Annotated in this window: 22 protein-coding genes; 6 read left to right on the forward strand and 16 right to left on the reverse strand. The window is 63.3% G+C overall.

Going from position 1 to position 20,119, the window contains the following annotated elements; all coding sequences use genetic code 11:
- Positions 1–2 precede the first annotated feature (2 nt).
- From ngcE to J2Y68_RS19630, 5 genes are all read right to left on the reverse strand, one after another.
- Complete coding sequence (gene ngcE / locus J2Y68_RS19610; protein WP_309995983.1) at positions 3–1,412, reverse strand: N-acetylglucosamine/diacetylchitobiose ABC transporter substrate-binding protein; 1,410 nt, start codon at positions 1,410–1,412, stop codon at positions 3–5.
- Positions 1,413–1,586: 174 nt separating this feature from the next.
- A complete protein-coding gene (locus J2Y68_RS19615) occupies positions 1,587–2,213 on the reverse strand; it encodes a hypothetical protein (protein ID WP_309995986.1) in 627 nt (208 codons plus the stop codon).
- A gap of 96 nt (positions 2,214–2,309) precedes the next feature.
- Positions 2,310–2,720, reverse strand: coding sequence for an MmcQ/YjbR family DNA-binding protein (locus J2Y68_RS19620; protein ID WP_309995989.1), 411 nt, complete (start codon positions 2,718–2,720; stop codon positions 2,310–2,312).
- A 40-nt stretch (positions 2,721–2,760) separates the two neighbouring features.
- Positions 2,761–3,594 (reverse strand): polysaccharide deacetylase family protein, encoded by an 834-nt coding sequence (locus J2Y68_RS19625; protein WP_309995992.1) that lies wholly within the window; start codon positions 3,592–3,594, stop codon positions 2,761–2,763.
- Between the two features lie 95 nt (positions 3,595–3,689).
- Positions 3,690–4,115 (reverse strand): CoA-binding protein, encoded by a 426-nt coding sequence (locus J2Y68_RS19630; protein WP_309995994.1) that lies wholly within the window; start codon positions 4,113–4,115, stop codon positions 3,690–3,692.
- 222 nt (positions 4,116–4,337) lie between these two features.
- Here J2Y68_RS19630 and acs point away from each other — a divergent pair, with 222 nt between their 5' ends.
- Genes acs through J2Y68_RS19650 form a run of 4 tightly spaced genes read left to right on the forward strand, consistent with a single transcriptional unit; the run spans position 4,338 to position 9,455 of the window.
- Positions 4,338–6,455, forward strand: coding sequence for an acetate--CoA ligase (gene acs / locus J2Y68_RS19635; RefSeq protein ID WP_309995996.1), 2,118 nt, complete (start codon positions 4,338–4,340; stop codon positions 6,453–6,455).
- A complete protein-coding gene (sfnG, locus tag J2Y68_RS19640; protein WP_309995997.1) occupies positions 6,452–7,642 on the forward strand; it encodes a dimethylsulfone monooxygenase SfnG in 1,191 nt (396 codons plus the stop codon). The genes acs and sfnG overlap by 4 nt, the downstream gene beginning before the upstream one ends.
- Positions 7,642–8,964 (forward strand): O-acetylhomoserine aminocarboxypropyltransferase/cysteine synthase family protein, encoded by a 1,323-nt coding sequence (locus J2Y68_RS19645; RefSeq protein ID WP_309995999.1) that lies wholly within the window; start codon positions 7,642–7,644, stop codon positions 8,962–8,964. Before sfnG ends, J2Y68_RS19645 begins: the two co-directional genes overlap by 1 nt.
- Entirely contained in the window at positions 8,961–9,455 is a 495-nt protein-coding gene (locus J2Y68_RS19650; RefSeq protein ID WP_309996002.1) for a CoA-binding protein, read from the forward strand. The genes J2Y68_RS19645 and J2Y68_RS19650 overlap by 4 nt, the downstream gene beginning before the upstream one ends.
- A gap of 26 nt (positions 9,456–9,481) precedes the next feature.
- Here the strand turns inward: J2Y68_RS19650 and J2Y68_RS19655 are convergent, their stop codons facing one another.
- The 5 genes from J2Y68_RS19655 to J2Y68_RS19675 all read right to left on the reverse strand — a co-directional run bounded on the left by J2Y68_RS19655 (position 9,482) and on the right by J2Y68_RS19675 (position 13,755).
- Positions 9,482–10,336: a hypothetical protein gene (locus J2Y68_RS19655; protein WP_309996005.1), complete on the reverse strand. Its 855-nt coding sequence runs from the start codon at positions 10,334–10,336 to the stop codon at positions 9,482–9,484.
- A complete protein-coding gene (locus tag J2Y68_RS19660) occupies positions 10,333–10,887 on the reverse strand; it encodes an RNA polymerase sigma factor (protein ID WP_284985250.1) in 555 nt (184 codons plus the stop codon). The genes J2Y68_RS19655 and J2Y68_RS19660 overlap by 4 nt, the downstream gene beginning before the upstream one ends.
- 255 nt (positions 10,888–11,142) lie before the next feature.
- Positions 11,143–12,063, reverse strand: a complete 921-nt coding sequence (locus J2Y68_RS19665) for an HNH endonuclease (RefSeq protein WP_397335418.1) — start codon at positions 12,061–12,063, stop codon at positions 11,143–11,145.
- Between the two features lie 37 nt (positions 12,064–12,100).
- A complete protein-coding gene (locus tag J2Y68_RS19670; protein ID WP_309996009.1) occupies positions 12,101–12,712 on the reverse strand; it encodes a TetR/AcrR family transcriptional regulator in 612 nt (203 codons plus the stop codon).
- The gene (locus J2Y68_RS19675; protein ID WP_309996011.1) at positions 12,709–13,755 is read right to left on the reverse strand and encodes a saccharopine dehydrogenase family protein; all 1,047 of its coding nucleotides are present in this window, start codon (positions 13,753–13,755) and stop codon (positions 12,709–12,711) included. The genes J2Y68_RS19670 and J2Y68_RS19675 overlap by 4 nt, the downstream gene beginning before the upstream one ends.
- Before the next feature lie 122 nt (positions 13,756–13,877).
- Here J2Y68_RS19675 and J2Y68_RS19680 point away from each other — a divergent pair, with 122 nt between their 5' ends.
- Entirely contained in the window at positions 13,878–14,066 is a 189-nt protein-coding gene (locus J2Y68_RS19680) for a hypothetical protein (RefSeq protein WP_309996013.1), read from the forward strand.
- Positions 14,067–14,154: 88 nt separating this feature from the next.
- On the opposite strand, the gene J2Y68_RS19685 is transcribed toward J2Y68_RS19680, so the two are convergent.
- Complete coding sequence (locus tag J2Y68_RS19685; RefSeq protein WP_309996017.1) at positions 14,155–14,610, reverse strand: iron chaperone; 456 nt, start codon at positions 14,608–14,610, stop codon at positions 14,155–14,157.
- A gap of 256 nt (positions 14,611–14,866) precedes the next feature.
- Between J2Y68_RS19685 and J2Y68_RS19690 the strand changes: the two genes are divergently transcribed.
- The gene (locus tag J2Y68_RS19690; RefSeq protein WP_309996020.1) at positions 14,867–15,301 is read left to right on the forward strand and encodes a hypothetical protein; all 435 of its coding nucleotides are present in this window, start codon (positions 14,867–14,869) and stop codon (positions 15,299–15,301) included.
- An 83-nt stretch (positions 15,302–15,384) separates the two neighbouring features.
- Here J2Y68_RS19690 and J2Y68_RS19695 read toward each other — a convergent pair whose 3' ends face one another.
- From J2Y68_RS19695 to J2Y68_RS19715, 5 genes are read right to left on the reverse strand one after another with little or no spacing between them, the layout of a single operon-like run.
- A complete protein-coding gene (locus J2Y68_RS19695) occupies positions 15,385–16,503 on the reverse strand; it encodes an NAD(P)/FAD-dependent oxidoreductase (RefSeq protein ID WP_309996024.1) in 1,119 nt (372 codons plus the stop codon).
- Positions 16,504–16,552: 49 nt separating this feature from the next.
- A complete protein-coding gene (locus tag J2Y68_RS19700; protein ID WP_309996027.1) occupies positions 16,553–17,596 on the reverse strand; it encodes a Gfo/Idh/MocA family protein in 1,044 nt (347 codons plus the stop codon).
- Entirely contained in the window at positions 17,596–18,384 is a 789-nt protein-coding gene (locus J2Y68_RS19705; protein WP_309996029.1) for an amino acid ABC transporter ATP-binding protein, read from the reverse strand. The genes J2Y68_RS19700 and J2Y68_RS19705 overlap by 1 nt, the downstream gene beginning before the upstream one ends.
- Complete coding sequence (locus J2Y68_RS19710) at positions 18,381–19,169, reverse strand: amino acid ABC transporter permease (protein WP_211714012.1); 789 nt, start codon at positions 19,167–19,169, stop codon at positions 18,381–18,383. Before J2Y68_RS19710 ends, J2Y68_RS19705 begins: the two co-directional genes overlap by 4 nt.
- 31 nt (positions 19,170–19,200) lie before the next feature.
- Complete coding sequence (locus tag J2Y68_RS19715) at positions 19,201–20,067, reverse strand: ABC transporter substrate-binding protein (protein WP_309996032.1); 867 nt, start codon at positions 20,065–20,067, stop codon at positions 19,201–19,203.
- Positions 20,068–20,119 lie beyond the last annotated feature (52 nt).

A 20,119-nucleotide genomic window follows, 5' to 3' on the forward strand; every position in this document is an offset into this window, starting at 1 on the left:
AGTCACTTCACTTCGATCTTCTTGACCGAGCTGTCGTTACGGACCTTGTCGGTGATGTTCTGGAGCGCGGACGTCAATGTCGCGACGTCGGACTTGCCATCCAGGAAGGTGTTCCAAACAACCAGCTGGTCCTTGTTGGTGCCGTACAGGTCGATGAAGTTCCAGGTGTAGATGTTCTCACCGGCATCGCTGAGCATCTTCGTCTGCGAAACCAGGGCGGTTGAACCGAAGCCATCGGCCGGAACAGTGTCCTTGACGATGGTGGGAGCCAGCTTGGTCTTGGCGAAGTTGGTGGCTGCTTCCTTGGAGAGCATGATGCGGAGCAGTTCCTTGCCACCGGCGGCGTTCTTGCCCTGGGAAGGCACAATGAACGGTTCGCCTGCAGCACTGTGAAGTGCGGTCTGCGGCATCTTGGGGCTTGCGCTCACGGACGGGGCTGGGGTGCCCATCATGTTGAAGCCGGCCTTGGTCTGGTCCTTCATTTCGTTTTCGATCCAGGAACCCGAGGGGTAGAACACGGCTTCCTGCGCGTTGCTCCACTGTGCCTGGGCAGCGGTGAACTGCGTGCCGGAACCGCCAGGCTTGAAGAAGCCGGCCTTGACGATCTTGTCCAGGGCAGTGAAGACGGACTGGATGGCCGGGTGTGACCAGCAATCGGCTTTGAGGTTCTCCAGGGCGAGGCGGACCTCGTCGCCGCCTTCCTTGATGGCGGACGCGATGGCCAGTTCCTGGTAGTACGTGGCCGCTTCCTTGCCCCAGACGAAGAGGTACTTGCCCTTGGCCTTGGCCTGCTCGCCGAGGGTGTACATCTCATCCCAGGTCTTCGGAACGGTCCAACCGTTTTCCTTCAGGAGGGAGTCGGAGTACCACACAGCGTAGACCGTCAGGACGTAGTTCAGGGCAGCAAGCTTGCCATCGAAGGTGCCTGGAGCCAGTACGCCGGTGTACAGGGTGTCCTTGATGACCTTGCCCTCGAGGTTCTTGGCCTCAACCAGCGGCGTGAGGTCCTCGAGCTGGCTGAGGATGGTGCTGAAGCCGATGGCTTTCGCGCCGGAGTTGTCGATCAGGTCCGGCGGGTTGCCGCCAACGAAGCGCGGCTGCAGCTCCTGGGCGATGTCGGTGGACGGCGCAATCTTGGCGGTGGAACCTGAGTGGTTCTTCTCGAAGAGCTTGCCTGCGAACTCGACGTAGTCGATGCCGTAGCCGCCCTTGAAGATGACGGCGTCCAGGGTGGCCTTGTCAGCCATGCCGAACGGGTTGGTGTCTGAGACCGTTCCTGTAGGACCGGCGGATGTTCCACCGCCGCCCGCAGCACAGGAAGCAATGGTTCCCCCCATAGGAACGAGGACAGCTGCGGCGAGTGCTCCGCGCAGGAATCCACGGCGACCAACGGACTGGTGCTGAACGTTCATTTCTAAACCCTCCAGTGACTCGTAGTGTCGACTGTTGCGGCAGAAACCGTTCAGTCAGACAGTCTGGGTTGGCGCTCTGGCAGCACCAACCTTCTGTGACATAATTCACCACGAATGATCGAAAATCAATATTTCGCGGCAGTTTCGATCAACATTTGTCAAAGCGTGATCTTTCTACGGACCTTCAGCGAGGGCCTTCCCGCACTCGGTGATCGCGTCCCGCGCCAACGCCTTCTGCCGCTCAGTTCCCAGTCGTTCCGCCCATTGTTCGGCCAATTGGAACTCCACCATGGCCTCCGTGAGCCGGTTTTTACCGCGCAGAAACGACCCCAGGCCCGCGTGCAAAGCAATCATCCAGCGCTTGGTTCGCTCATCGTGGGCGGAGGACGCATATTCCAGGCCACTCCGCATCCAAACCTCCGCGTTCCCGGCGTCCGCGATGGAGAGCATATGGAGCGCATCGACCGCCAGGAATTCCTCACCAAGGTGATCCGCCAACTCTGCTGCCTGCTCAAGGAGCGGCACGGCCATGGCGGCTCGGCCACCCGCATTGAGGACGCGCCCGCGCTCCAGGAGGATCCGCACGCCAACGGTGGGCTCGTCGTCGTCGATTCCATCCAGGAGCGCGTCAGCTTCCTCGAAGCGGCCCTGCAGGCCGATGGCCCGCCCAAGTTGGGTGGCGAGCTCGGCCTGCTCGTCGACGTCGTACATTTCCTCAACCATGGCGGCACGGAACCGGGCTTCGGAAGCCGCCGGATCGCCAAAGTTCCACAATTGGTCCAGTGTCTTCTGATCCAGCATCAAACCGCTCCTGACCAGCCCAAGGCTGTGGTCTCTAGGTATGCAGTATCAATCTATCCCCCTGTCAGCGCCATGGGGAGGGGCGTTATGAGGGTGTTACTTCCCTCGCGGAGCGGCCAGCCTGGCCCACCCAAGTCGTTCCTGTTGCTTGCGGCTGAGGGTGGCCACCACCAGGTCGTAGGAGTCCTCCACCATGTCCCTGATCATGTCGTCCGGCAGGGCGCCATCAAGCCGAACGCCATTCCAGTGGGTCTTGTTCATATGCCAGGCACCGGTAATTTCCGGATGGGCAGCCCGAAGCTGCTCGGCCAGCGCCGGCTCGCATTTGAGGCTGACAGACCAGTTGCCCGGGTCCATCGCGGAGAGTGCGAACATTTTGGCCTCGTGCCGTGCACCGCCGGCCACGGCCGCCCGGACCTTGAAGACAGATGTCTCCGGACCGAAGGGAAAGTCTTCGAAGGCGCCGGGGAAGCCCAGGCAAATCTCGCGCAAGCCGGAAACATCCATGGACGTGAGCCTACTTGGGGGGCAGCTTAGGGGTCGAGCCCTACGCCACGCCCAGGAAATCCTCCAGCAGCACCACTTCCAGCCCTGCCGCCAGCTGGGCAGCGCGGAACGCAGCAAGGTCTGCAGCAAACTCGGCCCGGAAATGCATTAGGACAATATCCCCGGGGCGCAACGAGTTCCCTACTTGGTAGTCCATCTTTCCGGCGTTTGCCTTTGCCTCCCACGTAACCACCGCTTTCAGGCCCGCAGCTGCCACGGCCTGCCGCATCGCGTTTGAGTAAGCACCGCCGGGTGGCCGGAACAATGTGGGCTTGCGGCCATACTGTTGAACCGCGTACTCCTGCATCCCCACTATGTCGTCCAGCTGCTGTTGATAGCCCCACTGCCGCACCATGTTGATGTTGTGTGTCACCGTGTGGTTTTCCACCAGGCTGCCCTGGGCCTTGAAAGCGTTGAAGAACGCCGGGTTGTCCGCAATGGTGTTCCTGGTGAGGAACAGTGATGCAGGATAGTCGTACTCCGCCATGAGCTTCACCGATTCCGGGGTCTTGATGTTCCCGTCGTCGATGGTCAGGAACACGATCGGGTGCTTGGTGGGGATCTTGGTGATAACCGGCGCGAGTCCGCCAACAATCGGCGGCAACTGGTAGTCCGGGATGAAACTCCGGCGGATTCGCTTCGTCGCCGCAAGAGTTGGCGTCGGAGTCGGCGTCACCGTAGCAGCCGTAGCAGCCGGGGCCTCCGGCGAGCCGACGGCGGCACTTGGCGGCAGCGCCGTCGTCGTACTTTCTGCCCCTTCAGCGGGAGTGCAAGCCGTGAGCCCGGCCACCACCGAGGCGCCCACAACACCGAGGAGGGCCCGCCTACTGGGCAAGGAAAATGGCATTGCAGAGTGGCGCCAGTCATGGCTGTCCCCCGGGGCTAAAGAGATGAGTCAGCAGCAATCTAGCAGAGGAACCCGTCCCGGGATCATAGGCCGTAATGCCAGCCTTCACGCGCCGGGCAGGAGTTCACCACCACTTCGAGTCCTGCTTCCCTGGCGCGTTGCGTTGCCTCGTCGTCAAAGACGCCCAGTTGCAGCCAAACGGCCTTGGCACCGATCGCAATCGCCTGGTCGATCACAGCCCCCACGCGTTGCGAGTTCACGAAGCAATCCACCACGTCGATGGGATGCTTGGCCTGCGGAATATCAGCCAAGGACTTATACCCCTTTTCACCATGCACGTCCTCGCCCTTGAGGTTGATGGGGATGATCTCCATGCCCATCTTGTCCCGGACGTAGAGCGAAACATCGTAGGCGGAGCGCCACTGGTTGGTGCTGAGGCCCACGATGGCCCACGTGCCCTTTGTTCGCATCAACCGCTCCACGACGGCTGGATCGTTGACATGCATCATGGCCTAAGCCTACTCCTGACGCTCAACCCAGCGGTCTGCCGAATAATCTGCATATTTTGCGGACCTCAGGCCGTCCAGGCGAATATTACGCACCACTACCGCTGGTTTTGAGCCAAATGGACCATCGGCTTTAGTGAGGAGTGACCATCCCCGCGGACGAGGGCGACCATCCCTTGCTTCGCATCTTCGCACTGAGCCTGCACTTCCGGGCAAGGAGCAACCATGACTTCTGCCGTACCCACCCCCAAAATTTCACACACCACTTCGGACGCGACGGCCTCTGAAGCAGGGCTGCTTGACGCGCCCGGCTCCCTTCACGGCTCTTCGGGATGGTCCTCGACTGAGCCAAAGGACGGCGCAGTGCACGGCGCCGATCTCGGCGAGCGGGCGCGTCACGGCAGTTTTGACGGCAGTTTTGACCGGAACGGGTCAGCCGTTGGCTTCTGGGAAGAGCAGGCCCGCCGCCTGCACTGGGCAGCCCCTTGGCACACCGCGCACACTTGGACTCCTGTTGATGTTGAAGCGGGCCGGGGCCCGGAGATCTCATGGTTCGACGGCGGCAAGCTGAACGTTGCGTACAACTGCGTGGACCGGCACGTGCTCGCCGGAAAGGGTGACAAGGTTGCCCTCTACTTCGAAGGTGAACCCGGTGACCGCCGAGCCATCACCTACGCGGAACTGCAACGCGAGGTGTCCAAGGCCGCGAACGCGCTGCTGGGTCTTGGCATCACCAAGGGCGACCGCGTTGTCATCTATCTCCCGGTTATTCCGGAAACCGTGATCATCACGCTGGCCGTGGCTCGCATCGGTGCGATCCACTCCCTGGTCTTCGGTGGGTTCTCGGCCGAGGCATTGCGGTTCCGGGTGGAGGACACCCAGGCGAAACTCCTGGTCACCACGGACGGCCAGTTCCGCCGCGGGGTTGCCGTAGCGGTCAAGGACAACGCCGACGCCGCCGTCTCCGGTGATAACGCCATTGAGCACGTGCTGGTCATCAACCGGACCACACCAGCCGGCGAACTCGCGAACGTGGCCATGACAGAGGGTCGGGACGTCTGGTGGCACGACGTCGTTGATACTGCCTCCGAGGTCCACGAGCCCAAGGCCTTCGACGCTGAGACTCCGCTGTTCATCATGTACACCTCCGGGACCACGGGGAAGCCAAAGGGCCTGGTCCACACTGCCGGAGGCTATCTGACGCAGGCATCGTGGAGTTTCGAGTACCTGTTCAGTAACCCTGATGCGTCGCTGCGGGACCAGGACGTCCATTGGTGCACCGCGGACTTGGCCTGGGTCACCGCCCACACCTACGAGATCTACGGTCCGCTCTCCAACGGCGCCACCCAGGTGATCTTCGAGGGCACGCCCAACACCCCGCACCCCGGCCGGCACTTCGAGATCATTGAACGCTACAAGGTCACCCAGTACTACACGGCGCCCACACTGGTCCGCTCCCTCATGGGATGGTTCCCGGACGGCGTGCCGGACAGCTACGATTTCTCGTCGATCCGGGTGCTGGGTACCGTGGGCGAGGCCGTGAATCCCGAGGCCTGGCGGTGGCTGCGCGACAACATCGGCGGTGGCACGGCACCCATGGTGGACACCTGGTGGCAGTCCGAAACTGGTGCCACCATCATGTCCCCTTCGCCCACGGACACTGAGTTCAAGCCGGGCTGCGCGGCTCGCGCCCTTCCCGGCGTGAGCACACGCGTGGTGGATGAAGCCGGTCGGCTCACTGGGCCCGGCGAGCAAGGCTTCATCGTGGTGGACCGTCCCGGCCCCGCCATCGCGCGGACCGTGTGGGGCAACCCGCGGCGCTACTTCGACTCCTACTGGAGCCAGTACGCCAAGCAGGGCTGGTTCCTCGCCGGCGACGGCGCCAAATACGATTCCGACGGCGACATTTGGATCCTTGGGCGCGTGGACGACACCCTCAATGTCTCAGGACATCTGCTGTCCACCATTGAGATCGAGTCCGCGCTGGTCTCGCACCCGGACGTGGTGGAGGCCGGAGTCTGTCCCGTTGCCGATACCACCACCGGGCACGCCGTCGTAGCGTTTGTCGTCCTCCGAAGCGGCTCAGGTGACCGGGAAGCGGAAGTCGCCCACAACCTGCGCAACCACGTTGCCAAGGAGATCGGCCCCATCGCCAAGCCGCGCGACGTCGTCGTGGTGGCAGACGTACCCAAGACCCGCAGCGGCAAGATCATGCGCCGGCTGTTGACCCAACTCTTTGAGGGGACCGCCTTGGGCGACACCACCTCACTCCAAAACGAACCGGCAATCGCCGGAATCCAGGACGTCCTGCGCGAGCGGGCCCGAGTGAAGGAAAATTCATGACCGAGATCAGCAACGTCGCACGACTCTCCGAGCCGCTCAAGTTCGCCTACTGGGTTCCCAACGTTTCCGGCGGCCTGGTGGTGTCCACCATCGAGCAACGCACCGGCTGGGACTTCGACTACAACAAGAAGCTCGCCCGGATCGCGGAGAACTCCGGCTTTGAATACGCCCTCACACAGACCCGTTACGCCGCTTCGTACGGCGCAGACAAGCAGCACGAAGCCACGTCCTTCAGCCTGGCCCTGCTGGCTGCGACAGAGCGACTCAAGGTCATCGCCGCCGTCCACCCGGGCATGTGGCACCCTGGCGTGCTGGCGAAGTACATCATCACGGCTGACCACATCTCCAACGGCCGGGCCGCCGTCAATATTGTGTCCGGCTGGCTCAAGAACGAGTTCACCAATTTCGGCCTCGAATGGCTGGAGCATGATGAACGCTACGTCCGCACCGAGGAATTCATCAACGTCCTCCGCGGACTGTGGACCGAGCAGGGCTACAGCCAGGGCGGCAAGTACTACAACATCACCGATTTCACCCTGAACCCGGCGCCGGTGGACGTTCCCGGCCGGGCGCACCCGGAGATCTTCTTCGGTGGAAACTCGACGGCGGCCCAGGCCACCGCGGGCCGCGTTGCCGACTGGTACTTCTCCAACGGTAAGGACCTTGAGGGTTTCAAGGAGAACATTGCCGGTGTCGTTGCTGCGGCCGGTGAAACGAACCGCGGCTCCGAGGGTGCGCTTGCTGCTCCGCGCTTCGGCCTCAACGGTTTCGTCATTGCCCGCGACTCCGAAAAGGAGGCCCGCGACACCCTCCGCGAGATCGTGGAGAAGGCACACAAGCCCGCAGTCCAGGGATTCCGCGACGCCGTGCAGGAAGCCGGAGCGTCCACCAAGGACGGCAAGGGCATGTGGGCGGACTCCACGTTCGAGGACCTGGTCCAGTACAACGATGGTTTCAAGACCCAGCTCATCGGCACCCCGGAGCAGATCGCCGAGCGGATCGTGGAATACAAGAAGATCGGCGTGAACCTGTTCCTCACCGGCTACCTGCACTTCCAGGAAGAGATCGCTGCGTTCGGCCAGGACATCCTCCCGATCGTCCGCGAACTCGAGGCAGACCTCGCCCGCAAGAACGGCATTGAGTTAGACCTTTCCTCCACACCGGTTGCTGAGTCGGTGGCAGTCTGATGGCCGACCGCACTTTCGGGTTCCGCACCCGCGCCCTGCACGCTGGAGGCACCCCCGACGCCGAACACGGTGCCCGCGCTGTGCCTATCTACCAGACCACGTCCTTCGTGTTCAAGGACACCAACGACGCTGCAAACCTCTTCGCCCTGCAGAAGTACGGCAACATCTACTCCCGCATCGGCAACCCCACGGTCGCCGCTTTTGAGGAGCGCATCGCTTCCCTTGAGGGCGGGATCGGGGCTGTCGCGACGTCGTCGGGCATGGCAGCCGAGTTCATCACGTTCGCAGCGCTGACCCAGTCCGGCGACCACATCGTCGCCGCATCCCAGCTCTACGGCGGCACCGTCACCCAGTTGGATGTATCGTTGCGCCGCTTCGGCGTCGACACCACCTTCGTGCCCGGAACGGACCCGGCAGACTATGCCGCGGCCATCCAGGAGAACACCAAGGCGCTGTTCGTCGAGGTGGTGGCGAACCCGTCGTCGGAAGTCCAGGACCTTGCGGGGCTGGCCAAGGTAGCGCACGACGCCGGTATCCCCCTGGTGGTCGATGCCACCTTGAGCACGCCTTACCTCGTGCGGCCGATCGAGCACGGTGCGGACATCGTGATCCACTCGGCCACCAAGTTCATTGGCGGCCACGGCACCACCCTGGGCGGGGTGATCGTGGAGAGCGGCCGGTTCAACTGGGGCAACGGCAAGTTCCCCATGATGACCGACCCCGTGCCCTCCTACGGAAACGTCTCCTGGTGGGGCAACTTCGGGGAATACGGCTTCCTGACCAAGCTGCGCTGCGAGCACCTCCGCGACATTGGCCCGGCACTCTCCCCGCTCTCCGCTTTCCAGCTCCTGCAGGGTGTGGAGACACTCCCCCAGCGTTTGGACGAGCACTTGAAGAACGCACAGGCCGTGGCCGAATGGCTCGACGCAGATCCCCGCGTGGCTTACGTGAACTATTCCGGCCTGCCGTCACACCCCCACTTCGAGCGCGCACGGAAGTACCTGCCCAAGGGGCCTGGTTCGGTGTTCTCGTTCGGTGTTGCCGGAGGTCGCGCCGCCGGGCAAAAGTTCATCGAGTCCCTGCAGTTGGCTTCCCACCTGGCCAATGTCGGTGATTCACGGACGCTTGTCATCCACCCGGGCTCCACCACTCACCAGCAGCTCAGTGCCGAACAGCTCGAATCCGCGGGCGTTCCGGAGGACCTGGTCCGGATCTCCGTGGGTTTGGAGGACCTGGATGACATCCTTTGGGACCTTGACCAGGCACTCACCGAGGCGCAAGCAGCTGCTGAAGTCCCATCAGTAGTAGGAGCAAAAGCATGAGCAACACCGAACGTACATGGGACGGGCCATCTGCTCCCGAGCGCTTGTCGCTCCTGCGCCAGGCCAAGTCCATCGCGATCGTTGGCGCCTCGGACAAGCCGTCCCGCGCCAGTTACTTCGTGGCCACCTACCTGCAGTCGTCCACGCGCTACAAGGTGTACTTCGTGAACCCCGTGGTCAAGGAAATCCTGGGCCAGCCGACATACGCTTCGTTGGCCGATCTACCCGAGTCCCCGGACATCGTTGACGTCTTCCGCAAACACGACGACCTCCCCGGGGTCATGGACGAAGCCGTCGCAGCCGGGGCCAAAACCCTGTGGCTTCAGCTGGGTTCGTGGCACGAGGATGTTGCACGCGATGCCGAGGCCGCGGGCCTCAATGTGGTCATGGACCGCTGCGTGAAGATCGAGCATGCCCGCTTCCACGGCGGACTACACCTTGCTGGTTTCGACACCGGAGTCATTTCTTCCAAGCGCCAGGTCCTCGCCTAAGCGGGTCCTCGCCTAAGTGCCCGGCGCTAGCGGGTCCAGCTGCTGCCGCCGTGCTTTTTCCACTGCTTCAGTTTGTCCGTGATCTCGTTGACCTGCTCCCCGGACCACTGCTTCGGGTAGGACGGCAGTGCCTGGCCTTTGTTCGCGGACTTGGCGGGCGGCTGCTTGTCCGGTTTGTCCGCCTCAGACTTGGACATATCGGGCTTTGGCGCGTCAGGACGCTGCGGCTTGTCCTGGTTTGGGCTGAATGGGGTTGGCTTTTCCTGCGGATCCTTCGCGGGCTCCGGCCTGGTCCCGGACTCGGGCCTGTTCCCGGCCGCACCGGGGGCCTGGGGAGAGCGAACGTCCTGGACGGGGGCCTGCGCTGGTGCGTTCGCCGCATCCTGCGCGGGCCCCATCGCTGCGTCGGGTGCGGCAGGCAAGGGCACGGGAATCGACGGAACAGTTGTCGCGGGCGGGAGCGCCGCAGGATCCATCGCAGGCGCTGGCTTGGTACTGATCTTGGGCGCATCCGGGGCGGGCAGCACGGGCGTGGATGCGGACCAGCGCGGCGCAAAGTTGCCCAGGAGCCCATCAAAGGAAGGGCTGCGGGTGAAGCCCGAACTCGCGGCGGCTACGCCGCTGACGCCCAGTCCCATCGCAGCCACCACGGCAACACTGACGACGGCGGTGCGGTGTTTGTGGCGCCACCGGCGCTTGGAGAGTTCGTCGTGCGGACCAGCCAGCATCGCGGCGAGCTCGGCGCCAGGGGCAGGAGCCGGGACGTTGGCGAATAAACCCAGTGAAAAGAGCGCGTGCCGGAGGTCCGACGCGTCAGAGAGCTCGGCGTCGAGCATGAGCCCGTCCACGATAGCTTCGCGTTCTGTATCCCTGTATGTCATGGCGCCACGTATTCCTTTACTGCCGAGTGCTCACGGAGCGTAATAAGTGCCCGTCGTTGCAGCTGTTTCACTGCCCCAGCGGATTTCCCCATGATGTCGGCCACCTGCTCCACCGTCAGGCCAGCCACGATGCGCAGCGTCAGGACTTCCCGTTGATCCTCGCCGAGGTGGTCCAACAGCGCCATGACCTCGTACGGCGCCAGCCGGTCCAAGGCCTCCGCCTCCGCCGAACTCGATTCGCGGGTATCCCGATCGGGCTCGAACTCGTGGTGATCGGGCGCCCGGAGTTTCTTCCGGTGCTCGTCCACCATGCGTGCGTGGGCTACCGAGAAAATGAAAGTCCGCAGGCCGTTGACGCCTCCGCTCAAGTCATCCAGTCGAGGCAGGACAGCCAGGAACACATCCTGCGTGACTGCCTCGGGATCGGGCACGCCTTTAGCTGTCAGGTATCCGAGCACCTGGCCCGCATAGGCCTGGTAGATGGCGCTGAACAGTTCCGCGTTATTGTCCTTGAGTGCGTGAAGCGCTTCGTCGGTCAATGCGTCGGTCACAGGATTTGGGACTTTCGATCGGCGGCAGGTCCGTGGTTGTGGAGCCAGGTCTCCCGCCTTTGCTCGACGGGCAACCCCACCAAGGGTAACTGCTCTGCCGGACCATCCGTAGGGAAGACCCGCTTTGCCTGAGGAAAACTCCCCCGGACAAAGAAGAGCCGAGCTGGAACATGATGGGGGACAAATTCCAGCTCGGCCCTTTCAATGACGTAATCGTCGGGGCACGCCAAAGGGTTACGCGGGGTACGGATCTTTTTAAGGAATTTTCTGAGGGGGTTTGCCAGGCCGGTATCCGGGCAGTGGTGCTGCTTGTGATTGGTAGCTGTGGCCGGTGGGTGTGGTGATTTTGAGCGTGTGCCGGTTTCCTGCTTCGGGTGTGGACTTCCAGCCGGGGATTTCTTTGGTGTGGTTGCAGGCTTGGCAGAGCCCGGCCCCGTTGTGAACGGTGGTGGGACCGTCTGAGTGCCACGGGACGATGTGGTCCAGGTGCAGGATGGGTGCGTCGCAGTAGGGGGTGCGGCAGGTGTTGTCTCGTGTTTCGATGAAGCGTCGTATTCCGGGTGGGAAGAAGCGTGCGCGTGAGTCGGATGCGAGCAGTTCACCGGTGTCCGGCGCCGGGCGGAGGCTGACATACCGTTCTGAGGCGGCGTGCGCTGCGCGTTCGGTGACCGTTCGGGGATCACGCCGGTACGCCGCGGCTTTGACGGCGGCGGTGATGGCTTTGTCTCCTGCACCGTCGAAGGTCCCGGTGTCGGGGGCGAGTTCGGCATCCACCGCTCCCCGGTCCTCCACGGACAAGCACGCCGTTTCCTTGACCAGCAGAGTTGCCCGCCACTCGTTCAACTGACCTGACTCCAGGGCGGCCATGGTGTGCGGCATCTCCGTGACCAAGGCTTTGGCCAGGCCCAGGAGCCGGGAGCCTTTGTTGGGGGATTCCCGCCGGGCCAACGCCACCTGCGCCGCCACGCCCTTGCCCCGCTCCGAAGCCGGGACACCGTTCCGGGCTTGTTCCTGTCGCTGGGCCACATCAAAAGCCACAGCGATCTTGGCCTGCAAACTCGAGATGGCCGACTTCATTTCCTCCAGCACCCGCAACTGCCGGACCAGATCACCACTGACCGTGCCCTCTGGCCCACGGTCAGGGCCTGCCGCAAGCACTGCGGAAGCAGCAGGCACAGACAAAATAGAGCCACCAGGCTGGGCACGACGTTGGTCAGTCAGTCCCCTGTCCGTGGATCATCCACTGTGCCGCGCGAATGATGGCTTGGTCGCCGGCCTCCGTTCGAAGACCTGCAATGTCCGAGCGCGTGACCGCAGCACCCTCGAAAAGGCTGACGATGGCCGCAGCAACCCCCTCCACCTCTGGCTCCGGGAGCTCGGGCCGCCCTCGTCGCACCACTCCCTGCACGTGACCCCCGTACTGCTGGTAGAAGGCCCTGAGTGCGGTGGCGGCCTGCTCATCCGAGGCAGCAAGAGCCCAGATCTCGAGGTGCATCTTGACGTCAGCTAAACCCGAATGTTCGTGGAGCAGCGCAGTCAAGAGACGGTGGGAATCGTCACGGGTCAGGCCGCCACCTGCCGCGGGACCGAGCTCAATTCCGGCCGTCTCGGCTAGCCTCTGCAGAGAGCGTTCGAGTGTCCTCTCGAGGACAGCCCGAATGAGGTCGGCCCGGGTGGGAAAGTAGTGCTGCAGGTGCCCGATCCGTACGCCGGCGGCAGCGGCAAAGTCCCGCATCGCGGCGTTGGCATTGCCCTTGGTGACCAGGACTTCTTCAGCAGCGTCCAGCAGCGCCGCTTTCCGCAGGGCGCCCTTGCTTTCGGTCATGACCTCAATATTGTCACACCGCGTGACTCCATCTCGGCCAGGAGGGAGGCCGGATCTGGCGCTGATTCCGGGAAGGAAACGCCGGGCCGGGCGGCGTCGGCAAGCACTGTCTTCAAGCCCAGCAAGCCGCCCAACGCGGTGAGGTGCGCTTGCCCCTGGGGGTCGGATATGACGGCAGTTCGCGTTCCGCTGGGCCCCTCCACGTCCACGCGGATGTGCGCGGTTCCGCCTGCACCGGGCGAATACAGCAGGGAGCGACGCATCGGCGCCCACCGCTCTCCGCTTCCCCAGCGGAACAGTCCCACCGCGCGGGCGGCGAGCAACGCCGTCGTCGATGCGTTTGAACTGAACCCGATTCTGGTTGCCACCGAGCCCGCACCGATAGTCAGCGGCAGGGTGAACTGCTCCGGGGTGTCCAGCCGCGCCACTTTGGTGCGGTGCCCGGCAATGTCCACCCAGCGCGCGTCCGTCAATGGGCTGACGACGGCGGCTTGGCCGCGTTTGCGTACTTCGAAGTCCAGTCCCAGCCGGTCCATGAAGTCCACGGAGTCGGCTCCGGCTTGGTCGTTAATGTCGTAACGGATGGCGACGTCGATCTGGTCCGCGCCACCGGTCTCCTGGGCCAGGGCTGCTGCGACGATGTTGGTGACCCCGCCCATCCATCCGGAACTAAGCAATACGGGGGCCGTTGGCTGGAGCAGGGTCGCCTGGGTGACTGCCCTGGTGACCCGGCTGGTCCAACGCGTGACATCCACGTAGGGAATCCCGGCACTGATGGCTGCGCGAAGGACCCTGTCGTCGGGGTCGTTTACGGTGCTGATCACCGCCCTGACCTTGGCCGCGAAGGGTTCCGGTTGATTGAGGTCCCACTTCCTGACCGTCACGTTCGCGCTGGCCAAGTGGCTGCCGCGGTCCGGGTTTCTTCCTGTGAGGAGCAGGGTCCATTCTTTCGGGGCGAGCCGGGTCAGTGCCGTGCCCACCGTTCCGTAGCCGCCCACGATCAGCACTGGACCGCCGATATCAAGTTCTAGGGAATCATTCATACATTCACTATAGGTCATTTGACCTATAAATCTCGGCGGGTGGACCTGTAGCCGCTGAGCAACCCGGAGTAGGCTGCACTTATCTGCCGGAGCAATACCCCTGAGTAGGCAAAGGAGAGTTCATGACACTTCCTCCAACCCACGAGCCCGAACCGTTTCCCCCGGATCCCGGACCCGTTCCGCCACCGCCGGATCCCACCACCCCGTTCCCGCCAAGCCCCATCCCGGACCCCAATCCCACACCTGGCCCGACGCCCACTCCTGACCCAGGTCCCGTGCCGCCGCACCCAAACCCGGACCCCACTTACTGACTTCCTGGACTAAGCACGACTTGGATTAAGTGCGACGGCGGCTGGTTGCCTGTGTGGGCAACCAGCCGCCGTCGGGGTTTAAGTCGCCTTAGGCGACAGCCCTCTTGATGAGGTCAACGATCCTTGCTTCCACGTCCGGGGTGATTTCCTTCAGGGCAAAAGACGTGGGCCACATGGGTCCGTCGTCCAGGGCGGCATTCTCTTCGAAGCCGAGCGTCGCGTAACGGCTCTTGAATTTGTCGGCGCTCTTGAAGAAGACGATGTTCTTCCCGTCTTTGGCGTAGGCCGGCATGCCGTACCAGGTTTTGGGTGTCAGTTCCGGCGCGTGTTCCTTGACGAGGGCGTGGAGGCGCTTGGCCATTGCCTGGTCCGACTCAGGCATTTCGGCGATCTTTGCCTGGACGTCCGCCTCCCCGTCCGCGTCGGACGACTTCTTCCTGGAGGTCTTCTTCAGTTCCTGCGCGCGCTCCTTCATTGCCGAGCGTTCATCATCGCTGAATCCGTCGTAGGACTTGGTCCTGTCAGCTGTTCCTGTCCCAGCCATTGCGGCCCCCTTATTTGTTGGACATTGTGCGGATACCTCAACGGTAGGAGCCGGGCGCACCCGCTGCTTCTCCGATCCTGCTCGCTTGCCGATGCGGCAGTCTTGAGGTTTTCCTGAGGAACCGTTGCGGGTTTGCAGGAGTGCTTCTTGAGGGTGGCTTGGCAATGTTGTTCCCAAGCCCCGCCGGGCCTGATCGGATTCTCCAACCCCAGCCCGATCAGGCCCGGTGCGAAACACCAAAAGGAGGATGACCACCATGACCACGCGGAACAGCGTCCTGCGCAGCCTGGTGATCGCCGCCGTCGTGCTTCTTGGCCTCGTCACAGCACCAACAGCGGCATTTGCCGCATTCACCGACACCGAGCACAGCGCCCCGCAGTTCTCCACCGCCAGCCTCGCCGCCCCGGCAACCGCGAACGTGTCCATGAGCTGCTCGTTCGGTATCCGGGCAACGGTCACGGTCAATTCCTTCGGGGCAGTAACCAACGCGAACTACCACGACATCAAGATCTTCGACCGCTCCGGCAACCTCGAGTTCACCGGCGACCTCAGCAAGGCCAGCGGCAAGACCTACACCTCGGGCTACGAAGTGATCGGAACCTGGACCTACGAAATCCGCGGTTATTACAAGGTTCCGGGCACCAGCAATGTCTGGACGGGCAAGGTCCTCAAGGGCACCTTGACCTGCTGACCCGGCATTCGCCCACACACTCCAACGGCCCCGACACGCTTATGCAGATGGCGTATCGGGGCCGTTGGCCTTTTGCGTTCGGGCTAGGAGAACCGGCCCGGCCGGAACGTGGCGAACATGGGGTGCTTGTCCCCCGTCAGGATCTCCCCGGAGAGCAACTCGCCTGCGATGAGGCCCAGCGTGGCACCTGAGTGGGTGAAGGCTACGAAACAGCCCGGCACCTGGCCGAGCTCCCCGAAGACTGGTTCGCCGTCGCCCGGGATTGGCTTGTACCCGATCTTCCACGATGCCGGCTTGAGCTCGGGGTTTCCTGCGATCAGCTTGGATGATTCATCCGCCAATTCCTGGACGACGTCATCCGGGATGGTGAACGAACCGTCCGGGTGCTCAGTGATGTGCCCTTCATACCAGTCGTGATCCAAGGCAAAAGTGTTACCCGGATTGGGTCGCACGGCAGCGCGCGGCGTATTCATCACTGCCTCGACCTGGTGCTCCACGGGCTTGGTAACAACCAGCATGGAGACCGGGGAACCGTTCGGTATCTCGACCCCGAGCGGTTTTACGACGGCGGGCGTCGCGGCACCGCAGGCTACGAGAACGGCGTCCGCGGGGTAGGTTTCACCGGTGGCGGTTTCGACGCCGGTAGCCCGGCCGCCCTCCACCATCACCGAGGCTTTACCTGCGTTGAGGACCAACTGGCCGCCCATGGCGTGGAATTCCTCCATCAGGAAGTTCACCAGGTCCGGCAGGCTGACCCAGCCCTCGCCAGGATTGAAGATTGCGTTCTCCGGGACGGCACTGGCGTCGATGCCTGGCGTGACCGAGCCGATTTCTTCAGGGGCCAGCAGTTGGGAGTCGTAGCCGATGGACTTCTCGTAGGCGTGCCGGGCTTTGGTGACCTCACTTTCCCCGGCGGCGTTCCACATGAGCCCGCCCCCGAACTGCAACCATTCCCGGCTGGGATCGGCGGCGAACAGCGTGCGGTACCGGTCAACGCCAGCGATGCGCAGCTGGTGATAGGGAGTGGAGCGTTCCCCGGCGGAGTTGAGCCAGGACAAGGACCGGCCCGTGGCTTCGCTGGCGAGGCCCTGTTCGGTCAAGAGGGTGACTGTTGCGCCTTGGCGGAGCAGGTGGACGGCGGTGGAGACGCCCAGGATGCCGCCGCCAATGACGGCGACATGCTTAATAGCAGTGGAGGACATGCGTGATCTCTCTTTCAGGTTCTGGATGCTGAGGCGCGTGTGAAGCTGCCTACACGAAGGCGTGGATTTTTTCGATGATTGTGAGGGTTTCCAGTGCTTCCCCCGGCTGAACAGGTAGTGGTCCGTTGCCCCTGAGTGAAGCAGCGAGCTCCCTATAGAACCGGGGATAGTCGCCTCGTTCGGCAGGGACTGGCATAGCTGTTCCGTCAACTCCCAGCAGGCCCCACGACTGTTGCGGTTCGTGGCCGTAGGAGGGGTCCGACGGCGTGACTCCGGCTGCCAGCGCGGGTTCCTGTCCGTCGAGCCCCCACTTGGTGTACCCGGCCTTGGAGCCCAGGACGTGGAAGCGCGGGCCAACCTGGGCGGCCATACCGTTCATCCACAGCCGTGACCGAACACCCGATTCGTGGAGCAAAGACACGAAAGCCTCAGTGTCCGCCGCTTCCGGGTGCGGTCCGTGGTTGGCGGTCTCGCCGTAGCTCTCCGCCACGGGTCCGAAGAGTTGGATGGCTTGGTCGATCAGGTGGGCTCCGAGGTCGTGGAGTATGCCTCCGCCTTCGCTCAGCGTTGCGGAGTCGCGCCAGTTGCCGAAGCCCTCCGGGCGCCACCATTCGAAGCGCGACTCAAACGTCCGCACCTCACCCAAGGCGCCGTCCCGCAGCAGCTTTCGCAGCGTCAGGAAGTCGGCGTCCCACCGGCGGTTCTGGAAGACCGTCAGTTGCACACCGGCGTCGGAAGCGCGGGCAACCAACTCCTCACCGTGGGCCACCGTGGTGACGAAAGGCTTGTCCACCACAACGTTGAGGCCCCGGCCGATCGCCGCGGCACCCAGCTCGAGGTGAGTCAGCGGCGGAGTTCCCAGGACCACCAGGTCCAGGTCGCCGGCGAGGCTGAACATGTCCTCCGGGGTGGGCACAATCCGGGCCTCCGGGTAGAGCCGCGCTGCCACCGCGGCACGCTCCGGGTCCGCCGTCACAATGACGTCCAACGAATAGTTTGGGTCCGCTGCGATCAGCGGGGCGTGGAAAACTTTGCCGGAGACGCCAAAACCGACGACGGCGGTCCGGATGGGTGCCGCTCCAAGCCCGCCCATCACAGGACTTCCGAAAGGAACCGTTGCAGTCGTTCACTGCGCGGGTTGTCAAAGAGCTCGGTGGGCGTGCCGATCTCCACTACTTCACCTTCGTCCATGAACACCACTTGGTCCGCTACCTTGCGGGCGAAGCCCATCTCGTGGGTAACAACCAACATGGTCATCCCGCGTCGGCCAAGTCCGGCCATCAGGTTAAGGACACCTTTGACGAGTTCGGGATCCAGGGCGCTGGTGGCTTCGTCGAACAGCATGACTTCGGGCTCCATGGCGAGCGCACGGGCAATGGCGACGCGTTGCTGCTGGCCGCCGGAGAGGTCCCGCGGCCGGTGGTCTGCGCGTTCGGCGAGCCCCACTTCGGCGAGCCTGCGCCGGGCGCGTTCACGGGCCTCGGCCTTGGACATACCCTTGACGCTCCACAGGGCGAGCGCCACGTTTTCCAGGGCGGTGTGGTCCGGGAAGAGGTTGAAGTGCTGGAACACCATCCCGATGCGGGCGCGCAGGATATCCGGCTTGACCTTGAGGGCACTTTCACCGGCCAACAGCACGTCACCGCTCTTGGGTTCGTGGAGCCGATTGACCCCACGCAGGAGAGTGGACTTCCCAGATCCGGACGGGCCGATAATGCAGGTGGTGGTTCCCGGGGCCACGCTGAGGCTGACGTTGCGGAGCACCTCGACGTCCCCATAGGCCATAGTCAGGTTCTGCAGTTCAAGGCTTGAGCCGTGGAACTTCTCGATGTCCAGGTGCGTCTTGCTGGGACTGGTGGGGTTGCTGCTGGTGAGGTTCACGTGTTGCTCCCGGTGATGAGCGGCGAGGCCGCGTCGAGTTCCTTGACTTCCTTCAGCCCGCTGGTGGGCGCGGTGGGACGACGGCGACCAGTGCGGAACTTGTTGTCGAAGTAGTTGACCAGGTGGGTCAAGGGAACGGTGATGATCAGGTAGAAGATGCCTGCCATGACCAGCGGTGAGAGGTTTCCGGACAGAACAGCTGCGTCCTGCCCCACGCGGAACAGTTCACGCTCGCTGACAAGGAGCCCCAGGAAGTAGACCAGTGAGGAATCCTTGACGATGGCAATGAACTGGTTCACCAGGGCAGGCAGCACGCGGCGCACACCTTGCGGAACCACCACCAGTGCCATGGACTTGGTGTAGCTCATTCCCAGGGCGCGGCACGCTTCGCCCTGGCCCTTGTCCACGCTAAGGATGCCGGCGCGGAAGATCTCTCCGATGTAGGCACTGGCGATGAGGCTCAGCGCGATGATTCCCAGCGGGTAAGGGGAAGGGCCGAACACGGACTGGCTCAGCCGGGCAAAACCCTGGCCGATCAGCAGGATGGTGAGGATCGCGGGGAGCCCGCGGAAGAGGTCCGTATAGATCCTGGCCGGGATTCGCAGCCATTTGGACCGCGAGATTCCCATGACCGCTACCACCATGCCCATCACTACGCCGAGGATGGTTGCTGCGATGGAGATGATCAGGGTGTTGAGGAGGCCAACTCCGAGGAGTTGTGGCAGCACTTCGACCATGGCATCAAAGTCGAGGAACGTGCGGCTGATGGTATTGAGCCAATCCATTGGGTGCTCTCAGACGATAGTTGTTGGTGGCTTACTTACTGGCGGTCGGCGACGGGCTGGAGGTCTGCTCGGCCTTGGGGAGGTACTGTTCCGGCATCGGCGAGCCCGGGAACCACTTTTGGTAGAGCTTCTTCCACGTACCGTCTTCCATGGCTGCAGCCAGGCCCTTGTTCAGGGCTTCCTTGAAGGCGGTTTTGTCCTTGGCGATGGCGAATCCGGCGGGAGCGTCGAACGATGGGATGTCGGCGGCACTGACCAGCCCGAACTGCTGCTGGTATTCCTTGGCTGCCTCGTAGTCCAGGAAGTGGGCGTCCACGGAGCCGCTGTTGACCGCGGAAATCGCGGTGTTGTTGTCGGGGAAGCGGACCAGCTGGGCGGAGGTGAAGTTTTTGACTGCGTAGGCCTCCTGCAGGGTTCCCTGAACCACGCCAAGGCGCTTGCCGTTCAGGCCGTCGGCGTCGGTAATTCCCGAAGTCTTGGTGGTGATGACCGTCAGGTATCCCGCGAGGTAACCATCGGAGAAGTCCACGGTTTGCTTGCGCTTGTCCGTGATGCCAATCGCTGCTACACCGACGTCGAATTGGCCATTGGCCACCGCTGCCAACAGGCCGGAGAAGTCCTGTCCTGTGAAGACAACGTTGTCGACGCCGGCGCGGTGGGCCACGTCTTTGAAGAGTTCCACGTCAAAGCCGGTGAAGTTTCCCGAGCCGTCCGTGAACGTGTAGGGCTTGGAGTCGCCCAGGCTGGCGACGCGGATGGTGCCCGCCTCGATCAGGCCATAAGGATTGTCGGCAGAGGGGGCGGTTCCGGCGGATGATCCACCGCAACCGGAGAGGGCGAGGATGGCGGCCAAGGCAGCTGCTGCGAGCGCTGCCGGGCGGAAGTTCAGTTTGATCACAGCGTTGTCCAATCGTGGGAGGGAAAGCGGTGCTGTCAGGAGCCGCTGGAGA

The organism is Paenarthrobacter nitroguajacolicus (assembly GCF_031455195.1).
Taxonomy (GTDB): domain Bacteria; phylum Actinomycetota; class Actinomycetes; order Actinomycetales; family Micrococcaceae; genus Arthrobacter; species Arthrobacter nitroguajacolicus_D.

Bases quoted from the DNA above. Each gene is read 5' to 3' on its own strand.
- ngcE (WP_309995983.1), bottom strand. From the start codon at position 1,412: ATGAACGTTCAGCACCAGTCCGTTGGTCGCCGTGGATTCCTGCGCGGA.
- J2Y68_RS19615 (WP_309995986.1), bottom strand. From the start codon at position 2,213: ATGCTGGATCAGAAGACACTGGACCAATTGTGGAACTTTGGCGATCCG.
- J2Y68_RS19620 (WP_309995989.1), bottom strand. From the start codon at position 2,720: ATGGATGTTTCCGGCTTGCGCGAGATTTGCCTGGGCTTCCCCGGCGCC.
- J2Y68_RS19630 (WP_309995994.1), bottom strand. From the start codon at position 4,115: ATGATGCATGTCAACGATCCAGCCGTCGTGGAGCGGTTGATGCGAACA.
- acs (WP_309995996.1), top strand. From the start codon at position 4,338: ATGACTTCTGCCGTACCCACCCCCAAAATTTCACACACCACTTCGGAC.
- sfnG (WP_309995997.1), top strand. From the start codon at position 6,452: ATGACCGAGATCAGCAACGTCGCACGACTCTCCGAGCCGCTCAAGTTC.
- J2Y68_RS19645 (WP_309995999.1), top strand. From the start codon at position 7,642: ATGGCCGACCGCACTTTCGGGTTCCGCACCCGCGCCCTGCACGCTGGA.
- J2Y68_RS19650 (WP_309996002.1), top strand. From the start codon at position 8,961: ATGAGCAACACCGAACGTACATGGGACGGGCCATCTGCTCCCGAGCGC.
- J2Y68_RS19655 (WP_309996005.1), bottom strand. From the start codon at position 10,336: ATGACATACAGGGATACAGAACGCGAAGCTATCGTGGACGGGCTCATG.
- J2Y68_RS19670 (WP_309996009.1), bottom strand. From the start codon at position 12,712: ATGACCGAAAGCAAGGGCGCCCTGCGGAAAGCGGCGCTGCTGGACGCT.
- J2Y68_RS19675 (WP_309996011.1), bottom strand. From the start codon at position 13,755: ATGAATGATTCCCTAGAACTTGATATCGGCGGTCCAGTGCTGATCGTG.
- J2Y68_RS19680 (WP_309996013.1), top strand. From the start codon at position 13,878: ATGACACTTCCTCCAACCCACGAGCCCGAACCGTTTCCCCCGGATCCC.
- J2Y68_RS19685 (WP_309996017.1), bottom strand. From the start codon at position 14,610: ATGGCTGGGACAGGAACAGCTGACAGGACCAAGTCCTACGACGGATTC.
- J2Y68_RS19690 (WP_309996020.1), top strand. From the start codon at position 14,867: ATGACCACGCGGAACAGCGTCCTGCGCAGCCTGGTGATCGCCGCCGTC.
- J2Y68_RS19695 (WP_309996024.1), bottom strand. From the start codon at position 16,503: ATGTCCTCCACTGCTATTAAGCATGTCGCCGTCATTGGCGGCGGCATC.
- J2Y68_RS19700 (WP_309996027.1), bottom strand. From the start codon at position 17,596: ATGGGCGGGCTTGGAGCGGCACCCATCCGGACCGCCGTCGTCGGTTTT.
- J2Y68_RS19710 (WP_211714012.1), bottom strand. From the start codon at position 19,169: ATGGATTGGCTCAATACCATCAGCCGCACGTTCCTCGACTTTGATGCC.